9 protein-coding genes are annotated in these 12192 nt (G+C 64.3%); 8 read left to right on the forward strand and 1 reads right to left on the reverse strand.

All coding sequences use genetic code 11. The features are described 5' to 3' along the window. Positions 1–23 precede the first annotated feature (23 nt). The 5 genes from SR858_RS01090 to SR858_RS01110 all read left to right on the forward strand — a co-directional run bounded on the left by SR858_RS01090 (position 24) and on the right by SR858_RS01110 (position 7308). The gene (locus SR858_RS01090) at positions 24–2768 is read left to right on the forward strand and encodes a nitrate reductase (protein WP_026637621.1); all 2745 of its coding nucleotides are present in this window, start codon (positions 24–26) and stop codon (positions 2766–2768) included. Between the two features lie 75 nt (positions 2769–2843). Further along, positions 2844–4214, forward strand: a complete 1371-nt coding sequence (locus SR858_RS01095) for a glutamine synthetase family protein (protein WP_026637622.1) — start codon at positions 2844–2846, stop codon at positions 4212–4214. 221 nt (positions 4215–4435) lie between these two features. Further along, the gene (locus SR858_RS01100; RefSeq protein ID WP_019923759.1) at positions 4436–5563 is read left to right on the forward strand and encodes an ABC transporter ATP-binding protein; all 1128 of its coding nucleotides are present in this window, start codon (positions 4436–4438) and stop codon (positions 5561–5563) included. 9 nt (positions 5564–5572) lie between these two features. Beyond that, positions 5573–6466 carry an ABC transporter permease subunit gene (locus tag SR858_RS01105; protein ID WP_019923760.1) on the forward strand — a complete coding sequence of 298 codons (894 nt, stop codon included), beginning with the start codon at positions 5573–5575 and terminating at the stop codon, positions 6464–6466. Beyond that, positions 6463–7308: an ABC transporter permease gene (locus SR858_RS01110; RefSeq protein ID WP_019923761.1), complete on the forward strand. Its 846-nt coding sequence runs from the start codon at positions 6463–6465 to the stop codon at positions 7306–7308. The genes SR858_RS01105 and SR858_RS01110 overlap by 4 nt, the downstream gene beginning before the upstream one ends. Positions 7309–7340: 32 nt before the next feature. Here SR858_RS01110 and SR858_RS01115 read toward each other — a convergent pair whose 3' ends face one another. Beyond that, on the reverse strand, positions 7341–8480 hold the full coding sequence (locus tag SR858_RS01115) for an MFS transporter (RefSeq protein ID WP_019923762.1): 1140 nt from the start codon (positions 8478–8480) through the stop codon (positions 7341–7343). A 111-nt stretch (positions 8481–8591) separates the two neighbouring features. On the opposite strand from SR858_RS01115, the gene SR858_RS01120 reads away from it, so the two are divergent. Genes SR858_RS01120 through SR858_RS01130 form a run of 3 tightly spaced genes read left to right on the forward strand, consistent with a single transcriptional unit; the run spans position 8592 to position 12192 of the window. Next, on the forward strand, positions 8592–9362 hold the full coding sequence (locus SR858_RS01120) for a gamma-glutamyl-gamma-aminobutyrate hydrolase family protein (protein ID WP_019923763.1): 771 nt from the start codon (positions 8592–8594) through the stop codon (positions 9360–9362). A 17-nt stretch (positions 9363–9379) separates the two neighbouring features. Then, on the forward strand, positions 9380–10750 hold the full coding sequence (locus SR858_RS01125) for a glutamine synthetase family protein (RefSeq protein WP_019923764.1): 1371 nt from the start codon (positions 9380–9382) through the stop codon (positions 10748–10750). A gap of 29 nt (positions 10751–10779) precedes the next feature. Then, a complete protein-coding gene (locus tag SR858_RS01130; RefSeq protein ID WP_019923765.1) occupies positions 10780–12192 on the forward strand; it encodes an aspartate aminotransferase family protein in 1413 nt (470 codons plus the stop codon).

Genomic DNA, 12192 nt, shown 5'->3' on the forward strand with positions numbered 1-12192 from the left:
TTTTTCCAGATAGCGAGCCAACCTTGAACCTGTCCCAAGACCATCTTGCCATCCGCCCGATGCCCCCGGTGGGCACCGTCCGCACCACCTGCGCCTATTGCGGCGTGGGCTGCGGCGTGAGCGCCACGCCGCAGGCCGACGGCACGGTCGCCATCGCTGGCGACAAGCTCCATCCCGCCAACCTGGGACGCCTGTGTGTCAAGGGCTCGGCCCTGGGCGAGACAGTGAGCCTCGACGGCCGCCTGCTGTATCCGCAGGTGCGCGAGGCCGATGGCCTGCGCCGTGTGTCGTGGGACGTGGCGCTGGACCAGATGGCCGCCAAGTGGCGCGCCGTCATCGACGAGCATGGACCGGATGCGGTGGCGCTGTACGTTTCGGGCCAGCTGCTCACCGAAGACTACTACGTCGCCAACAAGTTGATGAAGGGGTACGTGGGCAGCGCCAATATCGACACCAACTCGCGCCTGTGCATGTCGTCGGCGGTGGCCGGCTACAAGCGCGCGTTTGGCGAAGACCTGGTGCCGCTGTGCTACGACGACCTGGAACTGGCCGACATGGTGGTGCTGGTGGGTTCCAACACCGCGTGGTGCCATCCGATCCTGTTCCAGCGTATTTTGAAAGCCAAGGAAGCGCGCCCGAACATGAAGCTGGTCGTGATCGACCCGCGCCGCACCGCTACCTGCGAGCTGGCGGACCTGCACCTGCCGATCAAGTCCGGCACCGACGTCTGGCTGTTCAACGGCTTGTTGAGCTACCTGTCGCGCATCGGCGCGGTCGCTCCCGATTTCGTCCTTGAGCACACCAACGGCTTCGATGCCGCGCTGGCCGCCGCCAGCATCGACTGCGCCGATCCGGCCGCCGTGGCCAAGGTATGCCGCATCGATCCGGCTTTGCTACTCGAATTCTACGAAGCCTTTGCGGCGACCGCCAAGACCATCACCGCGTACTCGATGGGTGTGAACCAGTCGTCCGCCGGTACCGACAAGGTCAACGCCATCATCAACTGCCATTTGATCGGTGGCCGGATCGGCCAGCCGGGCATGGGGCCGTTCTCGATCACAGGCCAGCCGAACGCCATGGGCGGGCGCGAAGTCGGTGGCCTGGCCAATATGCTGGCCGCGCACATGGACCTCGAGCGCGCCGACCACCGCGACGTGGTGCAGACCTTCTGGGACTCGCCGGCCATGGCCGACAAGGGCGGCCTGAAAGCCGTCGATTTGTTCCAGGCCATCGAAGACGGCAAGGTCAAGGCGGTGTGGGTGATGGCGACCAATCCGATCGTCAGTCTGCCCGACGCCGACCAGGCCCGCCGCGCCCTGGCCAAGTGCGAGCTGGTGGTGGCGTCCGACATCATGCAGAACACCGACACCAACGCCTACGCCCACGTGCTGCTGCCGGCGCTGGGCTGGGGCGAGAAGGACGGCACGGTCACCAACTCCGAGCGCCGCATCTCGCGCCAGCGTGCCTTTTTGCCGGCGCCGGGCGAGGCGCTGGGCGACTGGAAGATCATCTCGCTGTTCGCGCAGCGCATGGGTTACGCCGGTTTCGACTTTCCTGACGCCGCTGCCGTCTTTGATGAACATGCGCGCCTGAGCGGTTTCCGCAACCACGCCGAAGATATCCCGCGCGCGTTCGACATGTCCGGTCTTGCCGGCCTGTCGGGCGACGCGTACCAGGAACTGGAACCGGTGCAGTGGCCGGCGCGGCGCGATGCCGCCGGCGTGATCCACAGCGAAGCGCGGCTGTTTGCCGACCGCCGCTTCGCCCACGGCGACGGCAAGGCGCGCTTCATTGCCACCGCCACCCGGGCGCCGGCCAACGCCGTGTGCGAAGACTATCCGCTCACGCTCAACACCGGCCGCGTACGCGACCAGTGGCACACCATGACGCGCACCGGCAAGTCGCACACGCTGGCCGACCACATCTCGGAATCGTTTGTCGATATCCACCCGCAGGACGCGCTGCTGCACGGCGTGCGCGAGGGCGAACTGGCGCGCATCAGCTCCGCCTGGGGCGCCATGGTGGCGCGCGTGCAGCACGGCGGCGGCATCGCCCGTGGCAGCGTGTTCATCCCGATCCACTGGAACGGCCAGACGTCGTCGGACGCGCGCGTGGGCGCCCTGGTCAACCCGGTGGTCGATCCGGTATCGGGCGAGCCGGAATTCAAGCATACGCCGGTGCGCATCGACCAGTTCCGCGTCAACTGGCACAGTTTTATTCTGAGCCGCACCGAAGTGAACCTCGACAGCGTGGCGCACTGGACCCGCATCCAGGGCAAGGCGTTTGCGCGCTACGAGCTGGCGGGCCGCAACAACATCGGCGACTTCGGCGCCTGGGCGCGCGCGCTGCTGGGCGTGGCGGACCTCGACGCCGACTGGCTCGAATACGAAGACAAGACCGCCGGCGTCTATCGCGCCGTGCACGTGGTGGACGATCGCATCGAACAATGCATCTTCCTTTCGCCGCGCCAGGACATGCCATCGCGCGCATGGCTGGCCAGCCTGTTCGCCAAGGATCAACTGAGCGAGATCGACCGCGTGGGCCTGCTGGTGGGCATGCCGGTGGAGAAGGGCGCCGACACCGGCCCCACCGTGTGCTCGTGCTTTGGCGTGGGTCGCAATACCATCTGCAACGCCATTGTCGAGCAGAACCTGGAGACAGTGGCGCAGGTGACGGCGTGCCTGAAGGCGGGCGGCAACTGCGGTTCGTGCGTCCCCGAGATCAAGAAGATCCTCGTGCACACGCGGGCGGAGCTGGCTGCTGGTTGACCAGGCGGGGTTTAACTATTTACCAAATATGGTAAATTAGATCACCGATCGCTTGATCACCACCAGAGAGCGAACATGTCAATCCGTGAAAACTTTTCCGACGCCGATATGGACGCGTGGCTCAACGAGAACCGCGTCACTGAAATCGAATGCCTGGTACCTGATTTGACTGGTGTGGCGCGTGGCAAAATTCTGCCGCGCGCGAAATTTACACAAGACCGCGGCATGCGCATACCGGAAGCGGTACTGGGCATGACCGTCACCGGCAACTACCCTACCGCCAACGCCGCCTACGACCGCGCCATCTCCGCCACCGACCGCGACATGATCCTGCGCGCGGACCCCGGCAGCATCACCACCGTGCCGTGGGCGCAGGACCCTACCGCGCAGGTGATCCACGACTGCTATTTTTCCGACGGCACCCTCGTCGATTACGCGCCGCGCTCGGTGCTGCGCCGCGTGCTCAAGCTGTACGCGGACCGCGGCTGGCAAGCGGTGGTGGGACCGGAGCTCGAGTTTTACCTCACCGAGAAAAATATCGACCCCGACCTGCCGCTGCGCGCGCCGGTGGGCCGCAGCGGCCGCGCCGAAACCAGCCGCCAGGTCTATAGCATCGACGCCGTCAACGAATTCGACCCGCTGTTCGAGGATATCTACGACTACTGCGCGCTGATGAACCTCGATGTCGATACGCTGATTCACGAGACCGGCGCCGGCCAGATGGGCATCAACTTCCAGCACGGCGACGCACTGGCCCTGGCCGACAACCTGTTCTACTTCAAGCGCACCCTGCGCGAGGCGGCGCTCAAGCACGCCATGTACGCCACCTTCATGGCCAAGCCGATGGCCGGCGAGCCGGGATCGGCCATGCATGTGCACCAGAGCGTGAACGACCTGGCCACCGGCCGCAACATCTTCACCGATGCCGACGGCGCGTCGTCGCAGCACTTCCGTCACTACATCGGCGGCCTGCAGCGCTATACGCCGGCGGCGATGGCGATCCTGGCGCCGTATGTCAACTCGTACCGGCGCATGGTGCGCCACACGGCCGCGCCCATCAATGTCCAGTGGGGCATCGACAACCGCACCGTGGGCTTCCGCATTCCGATCTCCGGCACCGGCCAGCGGCGCGTGGAAAACCGCATCATCGGCGCCGACGCCAACCCGTACCTGGCCATGGCCGTCACGCTGGCCTGCGGCTACCTGGGCATGGTGGACCAGATCGACCCGTCGCCGATGGTCACCGGCAGCGCCTACGACCACGACCACGAGCTGCCGCAAGGCCTGCCGCAGGCGCTCGAAGGGCTGCGCCGCGAAGACCGGCTGCGCGACATCCTGGGCGAACGCTTCATCGACGTGTACACGGCGATCAAGGAACTCGAACACCAGGAGTTCATGACCGTGATCAGCCCGTGGGAGCGGGAACACTTGTTGCTACATGTTTGAAGCGCTGCATTTATAATCATGGGTTCGAAAAATCGGATGCGGACGACATGTCGCTGCCCGATGAGTCGTCGTTCCGCATCGGCGGACCGCCGCGCAAGCGGGAATCCATACTGAGTATCCGATTACGCGGTCTATGGATCCCCGCATGCGCGAGGATGACGGCTTGTCCGACAGTGGTTACATTTCTGTTCTCTAATTGGCACCATTAATTTTTACACAATATGACCCCAGAGCGAGCTGCTGAACCTTTTCCCCTGATCCGCAACCTGGTCAAGGACTTCGATGGCGTGCGCGCCGTCAATGATGTCTCCGTGGCGATCAACAAGGGCGAGATCTTCGCGCTGCTCGGCAGCTCCGGCTGCGGCAAATCGACGCTGCTGCGCATGCTGGCCGGCTTCGAAACGCCCACCGCCGGCGAGATCATCCTGGCCGGCCAGGACATCGTCGGCGTGCCGCCGTACCAGCGGCCCATCAACATGATGTTCCAGTCCTACGCGCTGTTCCCGCACCTGTCGGTGTGGGACAACATCGCCTTCGGCCTGCGCCGCGACGGTTTGCCAAAAGACGAAATCGCCGCCCGTGTCGAGAAAATGCTGGCGCTGGTGCAGCTGTCCGAGTATGGCAAACGCAAGCCGCACCAGCTGTCCGGCGGCCAGCAGCAGCGCGTGGCGCTGGCGCGCAGCCTGGCCAAGCGGCCGCAGTTGCTGCTGCTCGACGAGCCGCTCGGCGCGCTCGATAAAAAACTGCGCGAACGCACCCAGATGGAGCTCGTCTCCATCATCGAGGAAGTGGGCGTGACCTGCGTGATGGTCACCCACGACCAGGACGAAGCCATGAGCATGGCCACCCGCATCGCGGTCATGAGCGCCGGCCGCATCCTGCAGGTGGGCGCGCCCGACGAGATCTACGAGACGCCCAACTGCCGTTTTGTCGCGGACTTCATCGGCAGCGTCAACCTGTTAAATGGCAGCGTGACCGAGGACGAACCTGACCACGTGATCATCGATTCGCCGGAAGGGCGGCACTACATCACCCACGGCATCACCGGCACGCTGGGCATGCCGGTGGCGGTGGCCGTGCGCCCCGAAAAAATCGCGGTGCAGGCAGAGGCACCGACCCTCGAGCAGCGCGCCAACGCCAGCGAGCATGGCTACAACTGCGTGCAGGGCACGATTACCGCGCTGGCCTACTTCGGCAACGAGACGCTGTACCACGTGCAGCTCGACACCGGCATGAGCATCAAGGTCTCGCGCACCAACGCCGCCCGCCACGACGCCGCCGCGCTCAAGCGCGACCAGCGCGTGTATGCATGGTGGGACGGCGCCGATGTCGTGGTGCTTACCAGCTAGGGCGCGGCCATGAACTTCCTCAAGAACTTTTTCACGGGACGCCGCTTCGTCATTGCCGTGCCGTCGCTGTGGCTCGCGTTCGCCTTCCTGGTGCCGTTCCTGATCGTGCTGCGCATCAGCTTTGCGGAAGCCGACGTCGGCGATCCGTTCGGCACCCTGGTCACGGTGGCCGATGGTGTGATGACGTTCAAGGTCAAGATCTCGAACTACCTGTTCATCCTGCAGGACGACCTGTACGTGCTGACGTATCTCAGCTCGCTCAAGTTCGCAGCGATTACCACCGCGCTGTGCCTGATCATCGGCTATCCGTTCGCCTACTTCATGGCCCGGTCCAGGCCAGCGATTCGCCCGGTGCTGCTGATGCTGGTGATGATGCCGTTCTGGACCTCGTTCCTGCTGCGTATCTATGCCTGGAAGGGGATCCTGGCCAACAACGGCATCCTGAATAACTTCCTGCTCGGGATTGGCGCCATTACCGAGCCGCTGCAGCTGATGAACACCCAGTTCTCGCTGATCATCGGCATGACGTACGCGTATCTGCCGTTCATGATCCTGCCGCTGTACGCCAACTTGGTCAAAATGGACGTGCGCTTCCTGGAAGCGGCCGCCGACCTGGGCGCCACGCCGTTCCAGGCCTTCTGGCGCGTAACGGTGCCGCTGTCGAAGTCCGGCATCATCGCCGGCTCGATGCTGGTGTTCATTCCGTCGGTGGGCGAGTACGTGATACCCGAGCTGCTGGGCGGCCCCGATACCTTGATGATCGGCCGCCAGCTGTGGGACGAATTCTTCACCAATAACGACTGGCCGCTGGCATCCGCCGTGACGGTGGTGGTGATCATGCTGATCCTCGTGCCCATGGCAATCTTCAACAAGTACAAGGCCGAGCAGGAGGACAACCGATGAAAACCAATACGAGTTTCATGCAGCGCTGGTTCGGGCGCGGCTGGCTGTCGCTGGGATACCTGTTCCTGTACCTGCCCATCGTGGTGCTGGTGGTGTTCTCGTTTAACAGCTCGCGCCAGGACATGGTGTGGAGCGGTTTTTCGCTGCAATGGTACGCGGCGCTGATGCAGGACACGGAAATCATCAACGGCCTGGGACTGTCCTTGCGCATCGCCGTGATGACGGCGTTTGCCTCGGTGGTGCTGGGTACCTTTGCCGCCTTCGTGCTTGATCGCTACCGGCGCTTTACCGGCCGCACGATCTTTGCTGGCATGGTCAGCGCGCCGCTGGTGATGCCAGAGGTGATCATCGGCCTGTCTCTGCTGCTGATGCTGGTGTCGGTGCAAAAGGCGTTCGGTTTTCCCGAGCGCGGCCTGACCACGATCTGGATCGGCCACACCTTGCTGGGCATGGCCTACGCGGCGGTGGTGGTGCAATCGCGCCTGCAGGAGATGAGCAAGTCGCTGGAAGAAGCGGCGATGGACCTCGGCTGCCGGCCGTACCAGGTGTTCTTCCTGGTCACGCTGCCCAACATCAAGCAGGCGCTGGGTTCGGCGTGGCTGCTGACGTTCACGTTGTCGCTCGACGACGTGGTGCTGTCGGCCTTCCTGTCCGGTCCCGGCTCATCGACCATGCCGATCGTGATCTTCTCGCGCGCACGTCTGGGGCTCGATCCCCGCGTCAATGCGGTGGCCGCGCTCACCATCCTGGTCGTGACCATCGGCGTGATCGCGTCGAGCCTGTACATTGCTCGTGCCGAACGTTTAAGGCAGAAACAGATCTCCTCCGCCGGCAAGGATTAGCAGCAATTGCCTCGGCAGGCGCTCTTAGCGAATTAAGGGCGCCGGCGATATTCCCACCAGGCGCAGGCGACAAACGCCGCCGCGCCGCACCACATCACCACCGGCAGCGCGTTGATCCCGACCGAGTGCATCAGCACTCCGGTCAATAGCGGCCCGCCGCTGCTGGTGATGCCCCAGCTGGCGTTGAGGATGGCGCTGGCCGCCACCAGCCGCGCGCCCGCGAATCGCTGGCCGCAGGCCACGATCGACAGCATGTAGATCGCCCCCGCTGCCGCACCGAGCATCAATAACAAGGTCCACCACAACCACGGCGTGCCGGCCGCGAACGGCAGCACCGGCAGCAGCACGCACACGGCGATGCCGCAGCCGGTGTGCACGCGGCGGCGTCCGAACCGGTCGGCCAACCAGCCGAACGGGAACTGCAGCACCGTGTCGCCGACCAGCACCACCGTGGCCGACAGCAGCGCCAGTTCCGTGGCAATACCCTGGCGGATCGCGTAGAGCGGCAACAGGCTCAAAGCCAGCGTATCGAACAGCGCGAAGAACGCCGCGCCCATGGCGATCATCGGCATCTGCGGCAGCACCACGCGCCACGGCGCCTGTGCTTCATCATCGGAATGTTGGGCACCGCCGCGTATCAGCGCCATGCCGGGCAGCGCGAGCAAGAACAGCGCACCGGCAGCGGCAAACGCCCAGCTGATCTGATCTTCCACCGCCGCCACCAGCGCGGGGCCGACCAGCTGGAACAGCGTAAACGCCGTGGTGTACATGGCCACCACGCGCCCACGCGCGTTTCCCGGCGCCAGGTGGTTGACCCAGGCCTCGCCCACGGTGAACAGCACGCCCATGCAGGCGCCGAAGATAAGGCGCAGCAGGCCCCAAGCCAGCAGATTGTCAGTGGCCTCCATCAGCGCGGTGGACAGGCCGCCGATGACGATTGCCGCGATCATGCAGGCGCGCGCGCCATACCGCGCCACCCAGCGCGAGACGAACGGCGTGACGGCCAGGATGCCCAGCGCGCTCACTGCCGTGATCATGCCGATGATGTCGGTGCCGATGCCGCGCTGGTCGAGCCGCAGGGCGGTCAGCGGGATGGTTGCGCCAAGTCCTAGCCCGACCACGCCGATGCTGGCAACGAGCGCGATGAAGTCGCGCCACGGCAGGTTTTTCATGGGGTGAAGAAGGTCATGCGCAGCAGGTTTTAACCTGGGTCAAGTAGCAGTAATGGCAATCATACCAAATTAGGCTTATGATCAAATCTGCTTCATATTTCACAGACCAATATGCGCAGCCCCATCGTTCTCGTTCCCGCCTGCGTCAATCCGGTTGGCGCCCACGCCGCCCACACCGCGCAGTTCAAGTACGTGGCCGCCGTTGCCGACGGCGCCCGCTGCGCGCCGCTGATCATGCCGGCGCTTGGCGCTGCCACCGATTTCGACGCGCTGCTCGAGCTAGCCGACGGCATCCTGCTCACCGGCTCTCCATCGAATGTGCACGCTGGCCTGTACGGCCAGGCGGTGCTCGACCCGGCGCTGCCGCTCGACGCCGCGCGCGACGCCACCACCTTGCCGCTGATCCGCGCCGCCATCGTGCGCGGCATCCCGCTGCTGGCGATTTGCCGCGGCTTCCAGGAAGTGAACGTGGCGCTGGGCGGTACGCTGCACCAGTCGGTGCACAGCGTGGCAGGCATGAGCGATCATCGCGAACACAAGGGGCATACGTTGGAAGAGCAGTACGCGCCGATCCACCGCGTGCTGGTGGAACCGGGCGGCGTGCTGGCGCGCACACTGGGTGGCGTGGAGCAGATCATGGTCAATTCGCTGCACGGTCAAGGTCTCGATCGGCTGGCGCCTGGGCTGGCGATCGAGGCCCGCGCCGACGACGGTTTGGTCGAGGCCTACCGCGTGCGGGACGCCACCGGATTCACGCTCGCGGTACAGTGGCATCCAGAATGGAAGCTGATGGACAACCCTGATTCCCTGAGACTGCTGCAGGCGTTCGGTGACGCCTGCCGCCACTATAAAAACACCAGAACCACAAGGTTAAATAACTAGATCACCGGAGAGATTTGATGGCGATACGCGAAAACTTCACCTACACCGACATGGATGTGTGGCTCAACGAAAAGCACGTCACCGAAATTGAATGCCTGGTGCCCGATCTGACCGGCGTGGCGCGCGGCAAGATTCTCCCGCGCGGCAAATTCACCCAGGAGCGCGGCATGCGCATCCCGGAAGCGGTACTGGGCATGACCGTCACCGGCAATTACCCGGTCGATGATGCAGCTTACGACCGCGCCATTTCCAGCACCGACCGCGACATGATCCTCAAGGCCGATCCCACCACCATCACCATGGTGCCGTGGGCCAGCGACCCCACCGCGCAGGTGATCCACGACTGCTATTTTGCCGATGGCCGCCTGGTGGACTTCGCCCCGCGCTCGGTGCTGCGCCGGGTGCTCAAGCTGTACGCCGACCGGGGCTGGAAGCCGGTGGTGGCGCCCGAGCTGGAGTTCTACCTCACCGCCAAGAATACCGATCCCGATCTGCCATTGCGCCCGCCGATCGGCCGCAGCGGCCGTGCCGAAACCAGCCGCCAGGTGTACAGCATCGACGCCGTCAACGAGTTCGATCCGCTGTTCGAGGACATCTACGACTACTGCGAAACGATGAACCTCGACGTCGATACGCTGATCCACGAAATCGGCGCAGGGCAAATGGAAATCAACTTCCTGCACGGCGACCCATTGGGCCTGGCCGACAAGGTGTTCTTCTTCAAGCGCACCTTGCGCGAGGCGGCCCTCAAGCACGACATGTACGCCACCTTCATGGCCAAACCGATGGCCGGCGAACCGGGATCGGCCATGCACGTGCACCAGAGCGTGGTCGATATCAAGACCGGCAAGAACATCTTCAGCGCCGACGACGGTTCGGCCGCGCCGATTTTCAAACACTACATCGGCGGCCTGCAGCGCTACATGCCGTCGGCGATGGCGATCGTCGCGCCGTACGTCAATTCGTACCGCCGCATCGTGCGCCACACGGCCGCGCCGATCAACATCCAGTGGGGCATGGACAACCGCACCGTCGGTTTCCGCGTGCCGGAATCGGGCGTCAACGACCGCCGCGTGGAAAACCGCATCATCGGCGCCGACGCCAACCCGTATTTGGCGCTGGCCGTCACGCTGGCCTGCGGCTACCTGGGCATGATCGACCAGATCGAGCCCACGCCGATGACCACCGACAGCGCCTACGACCTTGACGTGGAACTGCCGCAGGGACTGCCCGAGGCCCTGCAACTGCTGCGCCGCGAAGACCGGCTGCGCACCGTGCTCGGTGAGCGCTTTATCGACGTCTATGCCGCCATCAAGGATCTCGAACACCAGGAATTCATGACCGTCATCAGCCCATGGGAGCGCGAGCACCTGCTGCTGCACGTCTGACCCAGTAACAGATACACGGAGACCAGAACATGACCATCCAGCTCAAAGAACTGTACGACACCGCCGCCATCCAGAAGCTCGACACGGCGCACTATATGCACCCGTTCACCGACCACAAGGCGCTTGGCGCAAAAGGCGCGCGCGTGATGGTGCGCGGCGAGGGCATCTACCTGTGGGACTCGGAAGGCAACAAGATCCTCGACGGCATGTCGGGGCTGTGGTGCGTGAATGTCGGCTACGGGCGCAAGAGCATCTCGGACGCCGTGTACCGCCAGATGGAGACGCTGCCGTTCTATAACAGCTTCTTCAACACCACCAATGTGCCGGCGGTACTGCTGGCCAATAAACTGTCGGCGATTTCACCGCCGCAGTTCAACCACGTGTACTTCACCGGTTCCGGGTCCGAAGCCAACGACACCAACCTGCGCATGGTGCGCCGCTACTGGGATGTACTCGGTTACAAGGAGCGCCACACCATCATCAGCCGCCACAATTCCTACCACGGCAGCACGGTGGCCGGCGCCTCGCTTGGCGGCATGACCGACATGCACGCCCAGGGCGGCCTGCCGATTCCGGGCATCGTCCACATCGGCCAGCCGAATTACCTGGAGTCGGGGCGCGGCATGACCGAGGACGCATTCGGCATCGAGGCGGCATCGTGGCTGGAACAGAAAATCCTGGAAGTGGGGGCGGACAAAGTCGCTGCCTTCATCGGCGAGCCGGTGCAGGGCGCAGGTGGCGTGATCATTCCGCCGGCCACGTACTGGCCCGAGATCCAGCGCATCTGCGACAAGTACGGCATCCTGCTCATCGCCGATGAAGTCATTTGCGGCTTCGGCCGGCTGGGGCGCTGGTTCTCGTCCGAGCTGTTCGGCATCCGGCCCGACCTGATCACGTTCGCCAAGGGCGTCACGTCCGGCTACATTCCGCTCGGCGGCGTGCTGGTGGGCGACCGCGTGGCCGAAGTCTTGATCGGGCAGGGCGGGGAGTTCAATCACGGCTTCACCTATTCCGGCCACCCGGTCGCCTGTGCGGCGGCGCTGGAAAACATCCGCATCCTTGAGGAGGAAAAGCTCATCGAGCGCGTGGCCGACGATACCGGCCCGTACCTCAAGCAGCGCTTTGCCGAACTGGCCGATCACCCGCTGGTCGGCTACGCCGACAGCTGCGGCTTTGTCGCGGGCCTGAACCTGGTGCGCACCAAGGCCGACAAGCCGCACGACAACGTGCCGTTCGACAGCGAGCTTGGCGTGGGCATGGTGTGTCGCGGCCATATGTTCGGCAACGGCATGATCATGCGCGCCGTGGGCGACCGCATGATCATCGCGCCGCCGCTGGTGATGACCCGCGAACAGATCGACGAGATGATCGCCCTGATCCGCCATTGCCTCGACCTGACGTACAACGACGTGAAACAGCGCGGCTGGCTGCAGGGAGATTGA

The organism is Duganella zoogloeoides (genome assembly GCF_034479515.1).
Taxonomy (GTDB): domain Bacteria; phylum Pseudomonadota; class Gammaproteobacteria; order Burkholderiales; family Burkholderiaceae_D; genus Rugamonas; species Rugamonas zoogloeoides.